This is a genomic window from Paenibacillus sp. WLX1005 (genome assembly GCF_046603685.1).
Taxonomy (GTDB): Bacteria; Bacillota; Bacilli; order Paenibacillales; family Paenibacillaceae; genus Saccharibacillus.
The window spans coordinates 5,390,949-5,411,336 of the sequence record NZ_CP176756.1 but is presented as its reverse complement, the minus strand read 5'-3'; the positions used below and the strand labels follow the sequence as shown (position 1 = coordinate 5,411,336).

The window sequence follows — 20,388 nt, the reverse complement described above, 5'->3', positions numbered from 1 at the left end:
AAGTGAGATCTACACTTCACCTGCCGGAGCATCATCACAACCTTGACCATGACGCCCCTGAGTAATGAGCGATTCACATAAAACGATCCCGAAAGGAAGATTTATCATGAGAAAAGTAACCAAACAACCGACTTCCCCGTCCACGAAGAACAAAAAGAGTATCGCCAAAAAAGCAACGTCCGTCTTTTCCGCATTGATCTTGTCCGCATCCATCTTGGCGGCATGCAGCACATCAACTGGTGCAACCAGTGCAACGACGAGCGCATTGACTGCATCGTCAGCAACCCAGATCAGTACATCGACTGTAACAACACCCGTAACGACGACAAGTGCCGATCTGGTGACATTCAAAGATTCCGATCATACGACTGACTGGAGCGAAGATAGCTCCACCATGATTACACTGAGCGGCAGCAGCGCTTCCGTAACTGGCGATGGCGCCGAAGTGTCCGATGGCACGGTAACAATCACAACAGCCGGTACGTATGTGATCAGCGGCGAACTGACAGACGGACAGATTATCGTCAACAGCACGGATGAAGGCGATGTGCATATCGTACTGAATGGTGTGAATATTACCGACAGCGACAGCGCACCGATCTACATCCAAGAAGCCGACAATGTAATCTTGACGCTGCAAGAAGGCACTGAAAATACACTGACGGACGGTTCCGACTATGTGTTCGCCGACAGCTCCACCGATGAGCCAAGTGCAGCGCTGTTCAGCAAAGCCGATCTGACGATCAACGGCACCGGTACACTGAACATCAATGCCAACTACAAAGACGGTATTACAAGCAAAGACGATCTGAAAATCGTCTCCGGTACATTCAATATCAAAGCAGAAGACGACGGTATCGTTGGTAAGGATATGGTTGCAGTCGAGAACGGTACATTTACCATTGACGCAGGCGGCGACGGTATCAAATCGACCAATGATGAAGATACAGACAAAGGCTTTGTCGCTATCACCGACGGTACCTTTACCATCACTGCTGAAAATGACGGCATCCAAGCCGAAACCGTGCTTGTCACCGATGGCGGTACGTACAACATCACAACTGGCGGCGGCAGTGCCAATGCTGAAGCACACACCGAAGAAATGCCGGGTGGCGGCATGGGTGGTGGAATGGGCGGCGGTGGAACACCTCCAACTGGTACAGCGCCAGGCAGCACCGATACAACATCATCCAGTAATACCAACACATCGGCAGCAGCAACAGATAGCAGCGTAACAACAGCTAGTGCGACAACAGCAGCTGCTAACGTAACGACAGCAGCAAGCACATCGACTGATACGACAGCTACCGATACGACAACGACGACAGAAGATACAACGTCCGACAGTGCCAAAGCACTGAAAGCCGGAACTGATCTGGTCATCAATGGCGGTACATTCAATGTAGATGCCAAAGACGACAGTGTGCACAGTAACGGCAGCGTAACGATCAATGGCGGCGACCTGACACTGGCAACCGGCGATGACGGCGTACACGCTGAATCGACACTGAGCATCACTGACGGTACAGTCAACATTACGAAAAGCTATGAAGGTCTGGAAGGCACAACCATCGCAGTATCCGGCGGCGAAACGCATGTCGTAGCAAGCGATGACGGTGTGAATGCATCCGAAGGTGACACAACTACCACTACCGATGCAACAACAGCAGACGAGACAGCGGCAGCTAGCACCGATACTTCGGTCGTAACAGCTAGCACAGATGCGACAGATGTAGCAGTAACAACAGCTTCGGCAACAACGAATACAGCGAGTGCAACAACAGCGGATGCAACAGCTACCGATACAGCAACAGCGACACAAGCCGCAGGCGGTCCTGGTGGTGGTGGCGGTCCAGAAGCAGCAGGTAACGCGCTGATCAACATCACTGGCGGTACACTGTATGTAGACGCAAACGGCGATGGTCTGGATGCGAATGGCTCGATCACGATGTCTGGTGGTACTGTAGTCGTGAACGGTCCAATATCTAACGGCAACGGTACACTCGACTATGACGGTACATTTGAAATGACTGGCGGCTTCCTGGTTGCTTCGGGCAGCTCCGGTATGGCGCAATCTACTTCCGAGGACTCGACACAATACTCGGTAGCGATGAGCTATTCCACAACACAAGCAGCAGGCACACTGGTTCACCTGCAAGACAGCGATGGCAACGACATCCTAACCTTTGCACCGGATAAAGATTACCAATATGTTGTTGTTAGCTCCCCAGATCTGAAAGACGGTAGCTACACTCTGTACAGCGGCGGTTCTTCCACAGGCACAGCAACAGACGGTCTGTACACTGACGGCACGTACAGCGGTGGTACCGAAGTTGTTAGCTTCGATATCTCCAGCAACGTAACATGGCTGAGCGAATCCGGCGTATCCACTAGCAACCCGAACAGCGGTATGGGTGGCATGGGCGGCGGTGGCGGCAGACCTGGACAACAACAAGGAACTACTGATAGCACAAGCAGCACAACAGGTACAGATAGCACAACCGAATCTAACTCTTAATCCCGCTTCGTATCATTCCAAATCGAAAGGCAGCCATCAGGCTGCCTTTTCTTGTTGTAGATCGTATTGAAGCTATTCATAATGAATAATAAAATACATTTATACATGATTGTGAAAAAATATGCATCCAAGTATAATTGTTAGAAAACGTTACATAAGTGATTCTGGGAGGACGTGGGCAAAATGAAAACAAGCCGTTTATTGGATATCCTGCTGCCGCTGATTGGAGCTGCTGCTGCACTCATATTATGGATGATCCCTTCGCAATCGGTACTATCTGCTATTATGCTGACTATCGCTATCGTGGCGGCGGTAGTGGCAGTGGTACGGACGTTGCGCAATCCTGTCGATACGGAGTTGCCAGCGCAAGAAGCCGAGCGTGAGCAGAGCTTGCGCAGCTTTTTATTTGAATCGCAGGTCGTATCGGATCGGCTACTCGCTGTAGTAGATGAGGTACGCACATCCGTGCAAACGCTAACGAATGTGACGGAATTGTCCGGTCAGATCGAGCAGGAGCTGGAACAGAAAAGCGCCGAGGCGTCGAGTCGTACCCGTGAAGCGGCGGCATTGCTGGAAGAAGCAGCGCATGATTCAGATCAGATGGCTTCCCAGACGGCAAGTATGAATGAGGAAACGGATGATGCCGGAGCCGCCGCTACTGAATTGTCAGGCGCATTGACGTCGGCAGATCGGGCGATGGAGGATATTCATCGGCTGAATGGACAGATTGACGAACGATTGGAAGAGCTGATTCGGCATATGTCGGATATCGGTGCGGTCAACGTATTCATCCGCGAAGTTGTAGATCAGACGTCGCTGCTGGCGCTGAATGCGTCGATTGAAGCGGCACGCGCCGGGGACGAAGGTCGAGGCTTTGCTGTAGTTGCGCAGCAGATTCGCAAGCTTGCTGAGCAGAGCGGGGAAGCAGTGGGACGTTCGGCATCTACGCTGAATGCGATTGTAACGGGCGTGAATCAGGTAAGTGAATCAATGCAATCTAGCCGCACGGCAGTCGAGCAAGGTGTAGGCGAGATGCGTCGTATGCAGGAGCAGATGAAGCGATTGGAGACGCGCATTAGCGGCGTTTCCGGTTCAGCACGTCAAACAGATGGACTCGGTCAGCAGCAAAAGGTACGCATGACCGAAGGTGTACATACGCTGACCGAGGCGGCAACGCTAGTGGAACATACGACTCAGGCGATGGAAGCTATGTTCGGTCATATTCAGCAGCAACGGGAGCAGGTCAATCGTCTGGCACGTATTGGCGATGAGATGCTGGCTGCTTCGACTGAATTGGCAGGCACCGTGGAAACGTTCCGTATGGAGCACAATAGCGGGTATGCCGCTGTCGATGTAGAGCGGTATAAGCACATTTTGCAACAGGCAACGGTACAATTGGCGGACGTGTCCAGCGATGAACGTCAGCATGAGATGCTGCTATCCGGTTATATGGAACGCGAGCGTCATATTGAAGCGATCTGGTCAAATGCGATGGATGGCTCGTTTATTTTTTCGCGTCCGAAGGCGGGCTTGTTAAATGCCAAAAGTCGCGAGTGGTTCAAGCAAGCAATGGATGGCGAGGTGTATGTATCGGCGGTTTACATTTCCGCGATTACCAAACATCCATGTCTAACGATTGCTGCTGCCATTGTGGACGAACAACATGCGCCGATTGGTGTAGTCGGTATCGATATTACGCTGGAATTGCAGCAGGATGCGAAGAATTCTGCTACATGAACCGCAACAGCCCGCACAAAAGCAATCTTTTGTGCGGGCTGTTTTTGGTTATCAATCTGTATAGTTGGCGTTCGTTTCATACTCACGATTGTGCTAATAACGTCTATCCTGTGTCTTCATAGCGTTTCATTTTGCTTGTCGATCTGCATATCCATCGTTCGGTTTCATTGCTCAGGGATATAGTCAATCTCGGCATCTCTACTTGATTGGGACGATGCTTACTTGCTGGCTACCAGTGTAACGACTGAGCGTGCAGGGATTGTATAGCTCTGTGTCACTGGTACGGCGGATTGGCGCTGCAAATCTTGCGTATCCGACGTGATATATGGTGTGAGCTGCTTCACCTGTTTGCCGCCCGGCAGATTGCTAATATTCAGCTGTACTGTTTGCACGGTGGTGCTGTTGTTGACGAACACGACAGATAGCTGTTTGTCTTTGCTGTGGTAATACGCTGATCCCATCAAACCATCTGGATTGTTGGCACCATCCAGACCGATGCGTTCTGCACCGGGACGAACGAAGCGGCTGTAGTTGCCTAGCGCCCATAGCGTTTTGGACGGTAAAATGGACTGTTCATCGCCCGGATTTTGGTAATCGGTGTAGATCAGACCGTCCTTGTAATCTTCTTTGGATACGGCGAGCCACCATTGCCATGCAGACGCCTGTGTAGTCACCATATCGTAATGCACGACTTTTGCTACATCCAGTGCGGTCTTCATCGTGAGATCTCGTCCGGGACCGCGATCACCGAGGATGCAATATTCGGACATCCAGAATGTAAGATTTTGTCCGTATCGATTCAGGTTGTCGCGTACCAGTTCACGTAGACGAACCAGTCGGTCATCGCCGGGATTGGACTGATCAGACCAGTAGGCATGGGCGCTAATCTTGTTACCGATGATCTTGGCAGTTGTTGGATCGCCCAGCAGTTCCTTGATATATTCGCTGTATTTGCCCGGATATTTGCCGCTTGCATTGCCGCTAGTGTACGTGCTGCCCGCTTTACCAGTGAAGGCGGCGTACTGATCGTTATCCAGCAGAGACAAGTATTCGACCGCTTCGATTGCATCGATCTCGGTATGCAGTCCACGCTTTTGTAGCTCGGTGTGCAGAGCGGTTAGCACATTGCGAATATCATCGATATTGTAGCGATTGCCTTCCTGCCCGGCTTTGTTCCAGTCCCAAGTTGGTTCGTTGATAGGGCTAATATAGTCGAAGCCCAGCTTTTGCTTGTCAAAATGCTCCAGTACATCCGCGAGGAACATGGCGTAATCCTTCACCGCATCTGGCTTCAGGTTGGTGCTGCCCACGGAATCATCTGGCTGTCCGTGTCCATTTTTGGTCATCCATACCGGCGGGCTATTTACAAAAGCGACGGTCTGACTCACGCCGCGCTGCTTGGCTGCTTTGAGAAACCATTGCTGCCCTGCCTGCTTCGACCAGTCGTATGGCTGATTGGCAGCGGATTTGAAGCTGTCAGCGCGGCGCCACGGATCGCTAATAATATCCTGATCGGTGACGGTGCTGCCTGCTCCGATATTGAAGCGCCAGATCGATAGCCCGATGCCCTTATCTTGTGAAAATAGCAAGTCGGCGATCCGGTTTTTATTTTTGTCTGACCATTCGGAGCCGATATGATCCATACTCCACGCACCAGATGCGCCAAAACCGTCAATGTGCTGGTAATGCTGTTGTCCATTGATATGGATCGTTTGGACTGTGGCTTGCGTCGAAGCGGTTGGATTGACAGTGGTATCCTGTGCATGGGCAACCCCTCCCGACCAGCTACTTGTCAGCAGTAGCACGGATAAAGGGAATACGCTCCAGCCCGTCCAACGACGGCAAATCGTAGGCAAAATCTTCATTTTGATTCCTCCTCATAGTATGTACTCCATTTGATAATAGGACGCTCAGATGCGCCGTTGCAGTCAGGTTCGGCATACGCTTCATACGCACGTTATAGGATATGCCGTGAGCAAGCAAAAACTGGCGATAGAGCAATAGCGAACTGCACATGATGCAACATGAAAGAATACGGAAAACAAGCGAAAAACGATATTGTATACGCTTACAGTTGGATATTATAACGAAATTTGGATGAGATGGGTATAGCTATTTTGCAGGAAAAACAAATATACAGAGAAGGAAAATATACCTGAAATTCCAAAATCTAATTTGTATAATATGCACGATCATTTATATTTATGTAAATTTACTTGACGTAAAAGTAGAGGTTTTATTATACTTTATCTCGAAACAGATATTTTGTGTAAATTAAACTAACATAAAGAAGGCGATTTTGTTGTAAAAGTCGATATTGAAGGTGGGGATACATCCTTTTGTTCGGATACATAGAATACGTACTGCGTATATTCGCTAGTTCCAATGAATGTTTATACATACGTAGCATAGCGCATATACAGGTCTACCATACTAAACCAACATCCTGAAGGAGGAATATGAATGATCAAATGGAACAGCTGGACACGGAATATAGGGGCATTTGTACTGGTAACGGCGCTAGTACTGCCAGTAACACTGGAATCGGCAGCAGCAGCAACTTCGACCACTTCTACTACAGTGAGCAAGACAGCAGTATCCGCATCCGCAGCATCTGGCACAGCCAAAGTTACATCCGCGTCCACAGGTACAACCACATCGAAGGCAGGCAGTACATCTGTCTCAGCAACAGCGACAGCAACTACTCCTGTCGCGAGCGACCTGCCGAATATCAAAATACTGGCGACTGGCGGCACAATTGCTGGATCATCCGCATCCAATACCGATGTGACCGGCTATCAGGCGGGTGCGCTCGGCATCGATACGCTCATTAACGCCGTACCGGAGATGAAGGATATTGCCAATGTGAGCGGCGAACAGATCGCTAATGTCGGCAGCCCGGATGTAGACAATGCAGTACTGCTCAAGCTTGCCAAACGGATCAATGAATTGCTAGCTTCTGACGATGTGGATGGAGTGGTCGTGACGCATGGTACGGATACATTGGAAGAAACGGCGTATTTCCTCGATCTGGTTGTAAAAAGCAATAAGCCCGTCGTGGTCGTAGGAGCGATGCGTCCCGCAACAGCAATCAGCGCGGACGGTTCCTTTAATTTGTACAATGCTGTCAAAATCGCCGGTACCCCGCAAGCTAGTGGCAAAGGCGTGCTAATTGAGCTAAATGATCGCATCGGTGCAGCACGTTATATTACCAAAACGAACACGACTGGCACGGATACATTCAAATCGACGGAGCAAGGGTACTTAGGTGTCGTATCCGGCGGCAAGGTCTACTTTTACAATGAGCCAACTCGCAAGCATACTGCCGATTCGGTATTCGATATTACCGATCTGACGGAATTGCCGCAGGTGGATATTTTGTACGAATATCAGAATAACGGGAGTTATCTGTACGATGCAGCTGTAGCCGCTGGTGCCAAAGGCATCGTTGTGGCAGGTAGCGGCAATGGCTCACTATCCAGCCTGTCCAAGGCAGGCGCGATCAAAGCTGCCGCTTCTGGCGTAGCAGTTGTTCGTTCTACTCGCACCGGCAGTGGCGTTGTTACGCATTCCGACGAGGATGATCAGAACGGTATGATCTCGTCTGACTCGCTGAACCCGCAAAAGGCACGCATTTTGCTCATGCTGGCGCTGACACAAACAAAGGATGCGAAGCAGATTCAGACCTTCTTCGATGAGTACTGAGTATTTAGATAAGTACTGAGTAACGGATATTCAATACTCGTTCATGTATAGGAATTGCTCTGATCAGTGCGCATTCTATTAGAGTAGTTATCATTTTGCTTCTGTTACATCTCTAAGCCGTTCTCATGCGAGAGCGGCTTTTTGACTGCATTCTTGTGACCAACATACACTAGAAATGCTAAGATGAATGCAGTATGGTATCTTTTCTTAGGGCTATATTATAGTCATACAATGGAACTCCATAATAGGAAACGAACAGGAGAATGATGATGAGCAAAATTCGTATTGCCGTTACCGGGCTGGGTAATATGGGCGAGAGATTGGTATATACATGGTTGCCACGTTATGCGGAGCAAGCGGAGGTGGTTGCCGTCTGTGATGCGGATGGTGACAAGCGCAGCCGCGCGGTGGCAGAAACGAGGGCGCGTGAATACGAAGCGGCAGAATACATCCGTATGCTGGACGAGATCAAGCCAGATCTGGTGTATATCGCTGTGCCGCCTGCCTTTCATTATGATGCGGCAGTAGCGGCATTTGAGCGAGGCATTGCTGTCTTTTGTGAAAAGCCGCTAGCGAACAGTCTGGATGAAGCACGTGCTCTGCTGGAATGTGCATCAGAGTCGGGCAAGCTGCATGCGGTGCATTTCTCCTTTCCACAGGAGCCTGCTGTATTACAAGTGGGCAAATGGGTGAAGGAAGGGAAGATCGGTGAGATTCGGGAGCTGGAATTGCTGCTGCATTTTCCACAGTGGCCGCGTGCATGGCAGCAGAACAGCTGGATCTCCACGCGTCATCAGGGTGGGTTTATTTTGGAGGTGGGCGTGCACTGGATTCATATGATTCAGCAGATCTTTGGCGAGATTACGCATGTGCAGAGCCATGTGATCTACCCGGACGATCCGCAGCAGTGCGAGCAAGAAGTGAAAGCGATGCTGACGCTAGATAATGGACTGCGCGTTCGTCTGTCTGGGCATAGCGGTCAGGCAGAACAGGAGCGCGTATCGCTGCTAGTTCATGGTGAGCAGGGCGATATGGCACTGGAAAACTGGCAGCAGCTGTATTGGAACGAAGCCGGTCAGGAACCGCAATCGGTAGAACCGTCGATACCGGCGGAAGACAGTCGATTGCCGATTTTCGGACAAGTAGTTAATCTGCTGCAAGGTCAGCCGGGGCAGATCTACGACTTTTACGATGGGTATCATGCACAGGTAGTGCTGGAAGCGCTACGTCATCCGTCGTCTGAGGGCGAAGTGGATGTGCGTCCGCTGTATATTCGGCGGGAGCAATAGACGACGATCTACACAATATGTGTTAATCGAAACAGCATACGTGAGCAAAGCCTGCGATTATTCCGTTGCAGGCTGTTGCGTATGATCTTGTCGATTGTGAAATATGATTCTATACGGTATTGTTCGCTAAAGATATTCGTCAATGTACATTCTACATACCTATTACATACAAATAACCATTACATAACCATACCTACTTAGACGAAAATGCCGAGCAGCACTGCTCCGGCGATAGCGAGCAATAGCAGTTTCTTCTCACAGGCGGTGACGGAATCAGGTTGCTGCACGTCCATTGTCCAGATCCACCAGATCGATAGCAGAACGATGATGCAGATACCGACTGCTGCGATATAACGTCCGCTGATTGCGAGCCAAATACCGCACAGGGCGATTAGCACCATATACACCAATGCAGGCACTCGGCTGAATTCTATGCCCCAGCGATCCGCAGACCAGACGACACTGGTACATTTGACTGGCGAAGCTTGGCGGTCGGCATCCAGATCGGGAATATGATGCACCATCACCCAAGCGATACAGTAGAGCGCATTAATGATCGCATTTTGCACGGACCAGAGTGGGAAACTGCCGGTAGCCAGCCATGCTCCGCCCAGACCGAGAAACAGCGCTGACGGAAAGGTACTGATCCATTCACCGGCAAGCGGATAATAGCTGAGTCGCAGTGCAGGTAACGAATACGACGCTGCACCCCAGATGCCGACCAGCAGTAGAATCGCCAGCCGATATTGTCCAGTCAGCAGCAGGATCACATCCGCTACCAACAAGATGCCCATCAGCCACAGACCGAACCGATACAGTATTCCTGGCGTAATGCGACCTTCCTGAATGACACGACTACCGCCAGATAGCATGGCTGGACTAAGCTGATCCGTGCCCGACAGATAATCGGTATAATCGTTGAGCGCATGTGTCAGAATACCATGGATCAGAATGCATCCGACCAGCAGCACAATTGCGATCATAACGATATTTATTACGGAAACGCCTTCATATGCCAGCAGCGGAAAAACGCCGGAGAAAATAATCGCTACACTGGAACATAGCACCGCAATCGGACGCAGTAAACGCATGACATTGCGTAGCGTGAATACGTGTAAAATATAATGGCTCATACTACCCTTCCTTTCGTCGCGCGTTTTATCAGTCTTTCATGTATACCACCTGTGTACCTGCCTATAACCAGATATGTACTCAATTCAGGAAATTATTGCTACTTTTCCGAAAATATCTACAATTTGAATGGAAATATCCGACATTGCCAGATGATACAGTGTGTGGGAAAATAGGCGCATGAAAACCATGAATGGAGAAGTGAACTATGAATGAATTGCCAAACTGCCCGGAATGTAACTCCGCGTACACATATGAGGACGGCACTGGACTGCTCGTATGCCCGGAATGCGGACACGAATGGACGCCGGGTGGCGAGTCAAATGGAGCGGAAGAAGCGTTTGTCGTACGCGATGCTAACGGCAATCTGTTGCAAGACGGCGATAGCGTAACAGTTATCAAAGACCTCAAGGTCAAAGGCAGCTCATCTGTACTGAAGATCGGCACACGCGTCAAAAGCATCCGCCTGATCGAAGAAGGCGACCACAACATCGACTGCAAAATCGACGGCTTCGGCGCGATGAAGCTGAAATCGGAGTTTGTGAAAAAAGCCTAATTGCTGAATGTACCAAGTTTCATGTCTCATGATTAGGTTCTGTATCTCGCTGCTTGGTACACATAAATAAAGCCTGCTACTGTGCTCCAATGAGCATAGAGCAGGCTTTTTGCATTATGATAGGGATGATTGACTAACAAACACTTGCAATCGTTACGAAAATAGTTTTAAATAAAGATAAATAATATTTCGAAATAAAGATATTTTGAATATGGATGTGTGATGGATACACGAGATACCAGCACATCGTTTATGTATATAGTGGACGCCGTTATGGCAGATAGACAACTTCAAGGAGGATTTTTACTCATGGAAATAGGCATTAGTACATTCGTCGAAACAACCGCCGATACAGAAACCGGCAAAGTCATCAGTCATGCAGAGCGCATTCGTCAGGTCGTGGACGAGATTGTGCTGGCAGATCAAGTCGGTCTGGATATCTTCGGTGTGGGAGAGCATCATCGCGCTGATTACGCGGCATCCGCGCCAGCAGTCATTTTGGCAGCAGCCGCTTCGCAAACAAAGAATATTCGTCTGACTAGCGCAGTAACGGTACTGTCCTCTGCCGATCCGGTACGGGTATTTCAGGAGTTCTCCACACTGGATGCGATCTCCAACGGTCGTGCGGAGATTATGGCAGGGCGCGGCTCGTTTATCGAATCTTTTCCGCTGTTTGGCTATAATCTGGACGACTATGACGCGCTGTTTGACGAGAAGCTGGAGCTGCTGCTGCAAATTCGCGATTCGGAAATTGTAAACTGGCGTGGCGGTCATCGTCCGGCGATCGAAGGTCGCGGTGTCTATCCACGTCCGGTGCAAGACCCGTTGCCAGTATGGATCGGCAGCGGTGGCAATAGTGAATCCGTTGTACGTGCCGGGTTGCTCGGTCTGCCGCTCGTCTTGGCGATCATCGGTGGTCGTCCGACCCAATTCGCTCCGCTGGTCGAGCTATATTACAAAGCCGCAGCACATGCCGGACACGACGTATCCAAGCTGTCGGTCGCATCGCACTCGCACGGCTTTATCGCGGACAGTAACGAGATCGCAGCCGACAAATTCTTCCCATCCACGCAAGCAGCAATGAGCCAGCTTGGACGCGAGCGTGGCTGGGGAGCGTATACGCGTGCTTCCTTTGACGCAGCGCGCAGCTTTGAAGGTGCGCTGTATGTCGGTGACGTGGACACGGTAGCGAAGAAGATCATCCATCTCCGCAAAAATGTCGGCATTACTCGCTTCATGCTGCATACGCCGGTTGGCACGATGTCCAATCACGACGATGTACTCCGTGCGGTGGAACTGCTCGGCAAAGAAGTCGCACCGATTGTCCGTGAGGAAATTGCACGCTGGGAAGCGGAAACAGGTAATCAGCCAGGTGGGCAAGCGTAACGAAACAAGTGGTCGCGAACAGCGGAAACTATGAAGTGTCTGTCTATGGCGGTTAAAGTGTAACAAGCGCCGCCGGACGTGGCGGTGCATGGATGCAATAGCTACAACAGACAACGCAGGTACCACGAATATAGCAAATGCAACGCACATATTCTGATATTATAAATACTGCTCATATAGCAGACAAACAAGACACAACGAATACAACCGACACAACAAGTATAGAATATGTAGAAATAGAAAATAGCAGCCATTGGTATTATCCCCTAAAAGTAGACAGTGAAAAAAGAGGTCATGTTAAAATGAACTCAACACTGAAAACTGGAGGGGATTTTTGCTATGCTAGCTAAAAAAAAGCCAAACCTTTAATCAATATAGTGAAGAAACGGAGAAAGAGGCTATTTGGCTGCGATTGGAAGAAGGTTAGACATACAGTCGGATCATGGAGAGAGTTTTGAGGATGATCGAGGACGTTGAACGAAGAAGCATTTTAGCAGTGTAGAAGAACATGCTTATCTAAAGGTGCAGGTAGAATATTTAAAAAATCTCAATCTGAATTTGCACGGAGAGGGAAGCTGGATTTCGAGACCCGGTGCCAGTCCATTCGAGAAATAAGCAAGTGGGCACTTGTGGTTTGATTGTGTGAAATTTCTCGTGAAGTTTACTACAAATGGAAGAAGAATATTATCCTCAGAGAAACGAGCAGATCGGGATACGGATCTAAAAGTACATATGTTGAGCATTCACCGGCTTCATCCTTGTTCTGGCTACAAACATATGCGAACCGCGTTGGGAAAGGAAGACCTCGTGGTGAATCACAAAAGGTACGCCGCTTAATGAGAGAACTCCAGATTCGCTTCAGCGTACTTCTTTGTGTGCCAATTCGTTCGAATAACAAAAAAGAACAATAGACGCCAGTTTTTACATGCTGGATGCGACGAGAACGTAAACAAATCAAAAACCTATTTTTCATATTAGTTAGAACTAGCACCACAGGTATAAATAATGTTAATCTTATGTAATTCATTGTCAAATAACTCTGATATAATTTCTGCTAGGAAGATGAAAGGGGGATGTAGTATTTAAAAGGAGCTTGTTGTAGTGATGTTGTTGAGTGCCGTTTTATTTTCAGGATGTGATGGATGAGATAAGTCTGAAACATTTACGCAAGGTATGGATTATTATCCAAACTAGCGAGGAAAAGGCTTAAACAATTATGATATTCATATTGTTAGTGTTAGGATATCCGAGGGTGATTCGATTGAGGAGAATACTTGTCCAAGAGTAAAAGATCGGTCATCCAGAGGAACTGAAACCCTTGTCCCATTTGTCTTTGCGAATGCCGAGAGGCTATTAAAGATTAATGGGAGGGTAAACCGTCGAGGGAATGGTGTTGATATGCAACATGCGATCATACAAATGTGTATTCATAGATTGGTAAACAGGTCTCAACCTTTATTAACGCCTACATTTCTCCAAGCCATTAATCATCGCAATATGGTCCCCTTATCTTTTAAGAGTGTCGATTTAGGAATTTTAAGAAAATAAGAGCAAATAAAAGAACATATTAATTTTTAGTAGGAGTGTGATTTTTTTGAAGAAAAATCTTCGACCTGTTATGTATGGTATCCTGATTATTATACTTACTGTATTAATAGTTAACTTTTTTAATTCTGCGGAGATAAAGAATCGTATCTTCCCTAACACAACATTTGAAAAAGAAGTTATTGAAAAGATTCAAAATAAGGAAATCTCTTCTTTATTGTTAATGGACTGGACTGGACTGAAAGTGAGGATGTAGTTATCTTGAAAAATAAGGAGGATATAGATTATATTTTGGATTCTTTAGCTGCTTTAAAGTTAAAAAAAGTGAGTACATCCCCCAATACTTCTAAAAAAGATTATTATATTAATATTAAAGGTCAAAGCGAAAATTTATTCTCATTGATTCTATCTGATTCAAAATATTTAGTGATTACTGATTTTAAAAACAATTCTGTTCAACAATATGAAATAGAAAATGATTTTGATCTTAACAAAATCAAGAAATTTTTTGGAAATGGAAACAAAAACAGTTAATCTCTTTGATTGGCTCCTTGTTAAGGCCGATTTTACAATGGAATACTATTCTTCATTGAAGTGGCGGCAATACACGTGAAAAACGAAAGAGCTAAGTATTTACAAACCTTAGCTCTTTCGTTCTTTTATTATTTTAGTATTTTTTTATCGTTAAGTTATACTGAAGTTATGCTTGAGTCCAGCCACCATTTTTGCTATGCATGCGGATTACTCTGATATTTCCTGTAGCCATCTCCCAGTTTTTGCTGCTGTCACTATTTTTAAAACTGATTTTGGGAACATCAAATTCGATCAAATCATAATTAGTACCAGCCATTGAATTCACAGCGTTTTGAAGTCCAATAAGCCCTTGACTGGCCATGTCCGTGAGAGCCTGTCTTTCACTTGGTATCAAGCCTGCTACAGTCGACGATACTCCCGCTCCAAAGGTTACATAGGTAGGGAGTTTGAAAACTAGTGATAAAAGCCCCAGAAGTACTCCACCAATAGCAGTAACCATCTGCGCTGTCTGTCCAGGGAAACCTTTATTAATGATAGCTTTTTGTACTGTTACTGCATCTTTTGCTTCTTGCAAGTTAAGAGTAACTCGTTGAACGTACTCAGTAGAAACATAGCCCATGATGTATTTCTCCTTTTTTGTTTGAATTTTGTAATACTTCGCTGTTGGGATAGTAGTAGAGATAAATTGTATCCCGCAATTTAATCTACTAATCAGCGGTGTATTTTTTGAGATAAGAGGTTAATATTTATACCTCTCTTCTCGCTTACACTTATAAAAGAGCATTTACTTTGTTTAATAACAACCTACTTTTTATTTTTTTTGTCTCCTCTAATATCAAAAGTTTGTATAACCTCAATCATCTTGACATAGAGTTCCTGTTTTAAATCATCTCGATGATCAGCAGATACTTGTCGCAAAGAGGCTTTGATCTTTGGTGTGAAAGATTCTAGGATATGTAACGTTGCCTCTAGATCGTGGTGTTGCTGTGCTTGCACTAAAAGTTTGGCTAACATAAAATCACCGCTTTACGTTTTTTTGTATTTCATTCTTTAAGCTATTAATGGTACCGCTTAGATTAGATATTTTTTTCAAAACTAATAAGTAGAAAAGTGGCAATGTCCTCCATCATCACTCATCCCCTTCTGTTATTAAGCTACGCAATTTAGTTAGAGCTTTTAAGCGGTGTTTCGATATATTTTGTTGGGATACTTCCAATATTCCAGCTATTTCCTTGTCATTTAGTGCTTGTACGTAGGCAAAAGATAAAACTTGTTGTTGTTTTGCTGAGAGAGATTCATAAGCTTGATAAAGTGAATAATCCGTAATGTGATCTTTTAAATTTGGTGGCACAGATTCTAAATCATAAATAGTAAGTAAGACAGATTCTAGATTTTCATCGTTGTCTAGCGTCAAAGGAAATCGATTGTCCTTAAGTCGTCTCTTTTTGTCATAATTGATAGAGTTATAGTGAATAAGATTGGCCATATACTTTATAAAACGACCATTTAACTCATCATACTTATTCAATATAAACCCTCCCTTCTTTATAAAGAGATTGATCCTACATAATATAGAGAAATAAAATAGAGTTTTTACAACTAATCCCTCAAAAAATGGGAACTAGTGTTTCTATATATTATCATTAATAGATTTTAAGTAAAAGCCATATCTAGGTAAATAAAGGAAAATTCGTGGTGCTAATTCTAACTAACTTAGGATCATAATCGTTTTCCAGAGAGTTCATGCTAGCAAAAATCCCCTATAGATTGGTTTTGAATCCCTATAGACTCTTCAAACGAATCGATGTATGAGCGCAACGACTGACTGAAGTAGACTTTGTATCCAAGAAAGAGGACAGAAGGGCTCTTGGACAAGTAACTCTTCTAACAAGGATATAGTTTTCCATACGCCTCCCTGCGTAGGAAAACTGGATTTATGATTTTTTTTGATCCATTTGGAACTGTAAGTCCCAGCGCAGATTGGCAGAACTGAACAACTTGTGATAAGTGAATTCATAAGAGGGTAATATGAGCACATCATAAGCCAAATCTATGGTGATCGATTTGCCTGGCTTTAAATTGATCTGAGTTGAAAATCACTTGTAATGGGTAGTATAAAGAGATTGACTGATGGGACTTTCTTCTCTGGAGTAGACTGTCTCAAGTTCAAAAGCGGAATTTTCCACATCTAAACTTGTGGAACTGGTATTAGTAAGTTTCACGTAAACAACAATAAAACGACCATAATCGGGCTGGAACAGCTCGCCAGATCCGTCATAAATATCTGCTTACTGAACATTTACTGAAACACTGGTCGATTCACTTTGTTGTTCCTGATTAATCGATACGTTCTCAATCGATGTGACTTCCTAATTTTTAAATGCATCTATGCGTTTTTGTTCTGCTTCCATCGTTTGCTCCGACTTACATTCTGTGGAAGAGCCAACAACTGCCGTCGCATCAGCAGCAGACGTTTCTGTATATTGAATTGGCAGGGCGCCTTTCTCCAGATTTGCTTGATTGTCGCAGCCACTAAGCAGCAGGATGAACATAAAAAGAGCTACAATGGTCCCTTTTTTTAATTGAGATACCTCCTTTAGGGTTACAGATACAAATTAACTTTCTTAGTATATATATACGTTTATATCCAGATTTAGTTACAGTGAGGCAGATCTATTTCGGTTTTGCAGGGAGATTTGATACATAAAAAACCACTTGCCTAGTAACAGGGTGGTATTATCTCCTCAAGGTAGACAGTGAAAAAAGAGGCCATGTTAAAGTGAACTCAACACTGAAAACTGGAGGGGGGTTGCTATGCCAGCTAAAAAAGACCAAACCTTTAATCAATATAGTAAAGAAACGAAAAAAATAGACTGTTCGTCTGCGATTGGAAGAAGGTTGGATATACTAGTCGGATCATGGAGAAGTTTGGTATTAAGAGTGAGAGCCAGATGATTACTTGGGTACGGAAAAGACAAAATGAAGAGAGTTTTGAGGATGATCGAGGACGTTGGACGAAGAAGCATTTTAGCAGTGTAGAAGAACATGCTTATCTAAAAGCATATATTTTAAGCATTCACCTGCTTCATCCTTATTTTGGCTACAAGCGTATGCGAATCGCTTTAGGAAAGGAAGGCCTCGTGATGAACCGCAAAAAGGCACGCTGTTTAATGAGAGAACTCCAGATTCGTTCCGTGATTCGCAAGAAACGTCCCTTTGCTGGCCGGAAACGGTCCGTTCTGTTCCGTAATGTCTTAAATAGGTAATTCTCGGCGGCAGCTCCTCTGGAGAAGCTCGTGACCGATATTACGTATGACCGGATTGGGCATGATTTTGCTTATCTCTCGGTGGTGATATATCTATACAACAATGAGATTATAGCTTGGGAACTCTCCGAGTGAAATAACTTAAAACTTGTTATGGACACGGTGAAGAAACCGAAATGTGGACCTACCTTGCTCCATTTCGACCAGAGGTTCCAGTATACAACACAGAGCTATGCCAAGTTGCTTGAAGAGGAGAAGCTAACAAGAAGCCATTCTCGACGTGGGAATTGCTATGATAATGCATGTATGGAGTCGTTCTTCTCCCACGTAAAGGCGGAGAAGTTGTATTTGGAGAGACCTCAAAATCTGTAGCAAGCAAGAAACCGAATTACAGAGTATGTTTTGTTTTACAACAAGGAACGTTTCCAAAACAAACTCGGCGACTTCTCTCCAATTGAATTTAGGGGAAAAGTCGCCGCTTACTGAAATTTCTCTTTTTTTATTGTCCACTTGACGGCGCTATGACCACATTGGCTGCTCTTTTTAGATTGCTGTTCGATTCAGTTGCCGGTTGGTGCATTGCCTAAAGATGAATTTAATTGCCAGCTTGACTATCCTCTGTTGACGAAGCATTCACGACGCGAGTCGCTTCGCCCGATTTAACCAGCTGCATATCGACGGCGGGCCAGAAGATCACGTCGGCGCGCCCGATCACATCGCTTACAGGGATGTATCCGATCATGCGGCTGTCTTCGCTGTTGGAACGATTGTCGCCCATGACGAACAGATAACCATCCGGCACCGTACCATCTGGAATTTCTGTTGTTGGAAAGTTATTGATGTTGTAGGAGTTGCCTTGCTGCTGGGCATGTGCTACTGGAGCAGCAATGTATGGTTCATCCAGTTTGGTGCCATTCACAGTTACGGTGTCGCCTTCAACGCTCACTTTGTCTCCGCCGACCGCGATTACGCGTTTAATAAAATCGCGATTTTTGGATGGTACTTTTAACACGATCACATCACCTGGTTGAGGCTGGTGAAAATCGTACACAAGCTTGTTAACGATAATGCGCTCATTTGTATGAAAATTCGGTTCCATCGATTGTCCTTGTACCTCAAACGATGCAAACAACAATGTGCGTACAAGCAGTGCAACCAATACGACCACGACTAGCATAATGGCCCATTGTTTGAATTCTCTGGCGGCGCCCGATGTTTTTTCTTTTGGCGCGCTATCCGCCGGTGTCTGGCTGTTCATGCAAAATCCCCTTTCTCGACTGGCAGGCTCGATCCTGTGAAGGATTGCCCGTATCTCTCCGTAACCATGATTTCTATCGATGTTAGCGGAGTAAGTGTTCCCTGTTAACATATATGATCATTGAATATGAAGTAAAGTCCCAATTTTGAGACATCCTTGTGTACTGTATCGGAACGTGAGGAATCATTTGTAACAGCGGTACAGGAGTGCTATCGTTAAAAGGTAAGCCCAGACCGACCCATTATGTTGGAGGTGCAAACATGAAAGCGTTATTTATTGGAGGTACAGGCACGATCAGTGAATCGATTTCCACACAGTTGTTAGAGCAAGGGCATGAATTGTATTTGCTTAATCGGGGCAATCGTAACAACGGATTACCAGACGGCGCACATTTGCTGCAAGGCGATATCAACGACGAGCAGCATGTGGCAGCATTGATTGAAGATTTGGAATTTGATGTGGTGGCAGACTTTATCGCGTTTACACCGGATCAAGTGGAACGGGATTATCGTCTGTTTGCGGGGAAAACCAAACAGTTTATATTTATTAGCTCGGCTTCGGCCTATCAGAAGCCATTGTCGGATTACCGGATCAATGAGGGGACGCCATTATCCAACCCGTACTGGGAATATTCGCGTAACAAGATTACCTGCGAAGATTATCTGATGAAGCAGTACCGGGAGCAGGGCTTCCCAGTGACGATTGTGCGACCGAGCCATACATACAGCGACCGTTCGCTGCCGGTCGGTGTGCATGGCAGTCAATCCAGCTGGCAACTGGCACGGCGGTTGCTGGAAGGCAAGCCAGTCATTATTCACGGGGATGGCACATCGCTCTGGACGCTCACGCATAGCGACGATTTTGCCAAAGGCTTTATCGGGCTGATGGGCAATATTCATGCGATTGGTGAAGCGGTGAACATCATGTCGGACGAGTCAGTGACTTGGAACCAGATTCATGAGATTATTGCGTCCGCACTTGGCGTGGAGCTGAAGGCGGTGCATGTCTCATCCGAATTCCTCGATGCGTGCAGCGATGAGGATTATCGCGGCGGTCTGCTCGGTGACAAAGCGCATACCGTCGTATTTGACAACAGTAAGCTGAAACGGCTGGTGCCGGGCTTCACCGCCACGATTCGTGCGGATCAAGGGTTGAAGCGTGCGGTGCAGTATATTTTGGACCATCCAGAGCTGCAAAAGGAAGATCCTGCATTCGATGATTGGACGGACCGGGTGATCGCGGCGTTGGAACAGGCGATTGCTACGGTGAAGAAGGGCAATTAAGATTACTGGTATGAGCGACAGTTGAGCGCTAGGAACAGCTATCCGTATGTATGCGGATGGCTGTTTTGTATTTTCAGGATAATGGATGTATCCTTTCGCCCGATATAACGCAAGTCGAATCAAGCAAAATGGTACTGTAATATACAGTTGATACGAAGCACGATTTGCCACCAATTCCTA

At 46.3% G+C, this 20,388-nt stretch carries 14 protein-coding genes and 1 pseudogene; 9 read left to right on the top strand and 6 right to left on the bottom strand.

The genetic code is table 11. The features are described from left to right. The first annotated feature begins 106 nt into the window (after positions 1-106). The gene (locus tag ACE3MZ_RS23125; RefSeq protein WP_411344419.1) at positions 107-2,518 is read left to right on the top strand and encodes a carbohydrate-binding domain-containing protein; all 2,412 of its coding nucleotides are present in this window, start codon (positions 107-109) and stop codon (positions 2,516-2,518) included. Between the two features lie 183 nt (positions 2,519-2,701). Then, complete coding sequence (locus ACE3MZ_RS23120) at positions 2,702-4,255, top strand: methyl-accepting chemotaxis protein (RefSeq protein WP_411344418.1); 1,554 nt, start codon at positions 2,702-2,704, stop codon at positions 4,253-4,255. A 218-nt stretch (positions 4,256-4,473) separates the two neighbouring features. Here ACE3MZ_RS23120 and ACE3MZ_RS23115 read toward each other — a convergent pair whose 3' ends face one another. Then, entirely contained in the window at positions 4,474-6,120 is a 1,647-nt protein-coding gene (locus ACE3MZ_RS23115) for a glycoside hydrolase (protein WP_411344417.1), read from the bottom strand. A gap of 598 nt (positions 6,121-6,718) precedes the next feature. Between ACE3MZ_RS23115 and ACE3MZ_RS23110 the strand changes: the two genes are divergently transcribed. After that, on the top strand, positions 6,719-7,960 hold the full coding sequence (locus ACE3MZ_RS23110; protein ID WP_411344416.1) for a type II asparaginase: 1,242 nt from the start codon (positions 6,719-6,721) through the stop codon (positions 7,958-7,960). A 269-nt stretch (positions 7,961-8,229) separates the two neighbouring features. Then, complete coding sequence (locus ACE3MZ_RS23105) at positions 8,230-9,249, top strand: Gfo/Idh/MocA family protein (RefSeq protein WP_411344415.1); 1,020 nt, start codon at positions 8,230-8,232, stop codon at positions 9,247-9,249. A gap of 197 nt (positions 9,250-9,446) precedes the next feature. Here ACE3MZ_RS23105 and ACE3MZ_RS23100 read toward each other — a convergent pair whose 3' ends face one another. Further along, entirely contained in the window at positions 9,447-10,382 is a 936-nt protein-coding gene (locus ACE3MZ_RS23100; protein WP_411344414.1) for a prenyltransferase, read from the bottom strand. A 206-nt stretch (positions 10,383-10,588) separates the two neighbouring features. Here ACE3MZ_RS23100 and ACE3MZ_RS23095 point away from each other — a divergent pair, with 206 nt between their 5' ends. The 3 genes from ACE3MZ_RS23095 to ACE3MZ_RS23085 all read left to right on the top strand — a co-directional run bounded on the left by ACE3MZ_RS23095 (position 10,589) and on the right by ACE3MZ_RS23085 (position 14,401). Further along, positions 10,589-10,936: a zinc ribbon domain-containing protein YjdM gene (locus ACE3MZ_RS23095; RefSeq protein ID WP_411344413.1), complete on the top strand. Its 348-nt coding sequence runs from the start codon at positions 10,589-10,591 to the stop codon at positions 10,934-10,936. A gap of 309 nt (positions 10,937-11,245) precedes the next feature. Beyond that, entirely contained in the window at positions 11,246-12,322 is a 1,077-nt protein-coding gene (locus tag ACE3MZ_RS23090) for an LLM class flavin-dependent oxidoreductase (protein WP_411344412.1), read from the top strand. Between the two features lie 1,806 nt (positions 12,323-14,128). Then, complete coding sequence (locus ACE3MZ_RS23085) at positions 14,129-14,401, top strand: hypothetical protein (RefSeq protein WP_411344411.1); 273 nt, start codon at positions 14,129-14,131, stop codon at positions 14,399-14,401. A gap of 166 nt (positions 14,402-14,567) precedes the next feature. Here ACE3MZ_RS23085 and ACE3MZ_RS23080 read toward each other — a convergent pair whose 3' ends face one another. The 3 genes from ACE3MZ_RS23080 to ACE3MZ_RS23070 form a co-directional block, all read right to left on the bottom strand. Continuing rightward, positions 14,568-15,020 (bottom strand): hypothetical protein, encoded by a 453-nt coding sequence (locus tag ACE3MZ_RS23080; protein WP_411344410.1) that lies wholly within the window; start codon positions 15,018-15,020, stop codon positions 14,568-14,570. Between the two features lie 185 nt (positions 15,021-15,205). Next, on the bottom strand, positions 15,206-15,415 hold the full coding sequence (locus ACE3MZ_RS23075; RefSeq protein ID WP_411344409.1) for a helix-turn-helix domain-containing protein: 210 nt from the start codon (positions 15,413-15,415) through the stop codon (positions 15,206-15,208). A 115-nt stretch (positions 15,416-15,530) separates the two neighbouring features. Next, positions 15,531-15,929, bottom strand: a complete 399-nt coding sequence (locus tag ACE3MZ_RS23070; RefSeq protein ID WP_411344408.1) for a sigma-70 family RNA polymerase sigma factor — start codon at positions 15,927-15,929, stop codon at positions 15,531-15,533. Between the two features lie 1,286 nt (positions 15,930-17,215). Between ACE3MZ_RS23070 and ACE3MZ_RS23065 the strand changes: the two are divergent. After that, a pseudogene (locus tag ACE3MZ_RS23065) lies at positions 17,216-18,153 on the top strand (IS3 family transposase). Positions 18,154-18,262: 109 nt separating this feature from the next. Here the strand turns inward: ACE3MZ_RS23065 and lepB are convergent. Beyond that, on the bottom strand, positions 18,263-18,925 hold the full coding sequence (gene lepB / locus ACE3MZ_RS23060; RefSeq protein WP_411344407.1) for a signal peptidase I: 663 nt from the start codon (positions 18,923-18,925) through the stop codon (positions 18,263-18,265). A gap of 260 nt (positions 18,926-19,185) precedes the next feature. On the opposite strand from lepB, the gene ACE3MZ_RS23055 reads away from it, so the two are divergent. Continuing rightward, complete coding sequence (locus ACE3MZ_RS23055; protein ID WP_411344406.1) at positions 19,186-20,208, top strand: SDR family oxidoreductase; 1,023 nt, start codon at positions 19,186-19,188, stop codon at positions 20,206-20,208. The last annotated feature ends 180 nt before the right edge of the window (positions 20,209-20,388 follow it).

Coding starts and splice junctions, on each gene's coding strand:
- ACE3MZ_RS23125 (WP_411344419.1), top strand. CDS start 107: ATGAGAAAAGTAACCAAACAACCGACTTCCCCGTCCACGAAGAACAAA.
- ACE3MZ_RS23120 (WP_411344418.1), top strand. CDS start 2,702: ATGAAAACAAGCCGTTTATTGGATATCCTGCTGCCGCTGATTGGAGCT.
- ACE3MZ_RS23115 (WP_411344417.1), bottom strand. CDS start 6,120: ATGAAGATTTTGCCTACGATTTGCCGTCGTTGGACGGGCTGGAGCGTA.
- ACE3MZ_RS23110 (WP_411344416.1), top strand. CDS start 6,719: ATGATCAAATGGAACAGCTGGACACGGAATATAGGGGCATTTGTACTG.
- ACE3MZ_RS23105 (WP_411344415.1), top strand. CDS start 8,230: ATGAGCAAAATTCGTATTGCCGTTACCGGGCTGGGTAATATGGGCGAG.
- ACE3MZ_RS23100 (WP_411344414.1), bottom strand. CDS start 10,382: ATGAGCCATTATATTTTACACGTATTCACGCTACGCAATGTCATGCGT.
- ACE3MZ_RS23095 (WP_411344413.1), top strand. CDS start 10,589: ATGAATGAATTGCCAAACTGCCCGGAATGTAACTCCGCGTACACATAT.
- ACE3MZ_RS23090 (WP_411344412.1), top strand. CDS start 11,246: ATGGAAATAGGCATTAGTACATTCGTCGAAACAACCGCCGATACAGAA.
- ACE3MZ_RS23080 (WP_411344410.1), bottom strand. CDS start 15,020: ATGGGCTATGTTTCTACTGAGTACGTTCAACGAGTTACTCTTAACTTG.
- ACE3MZ_RS23075 (WP_411344409.1), bottom strand. CDS start 15,415: ATGTTAGCCAAACTTTTAGTGCAAGCACAGCAACACCACGATCTAGAG.
- lepB (WP_411344407.1), bottom strand. CDS start 18,925: ATGAACAGCCAGACACCGGCGGATAGCGCGCCAAAAGAAAAAACATCG.
- ACE3MZ_RS23055 (WP_411344406.1), top strand. CDS start 19,186: ATGAAAGCGTTATTTATTGGAGGTACAGGCACGATCAGTGAATCGATT.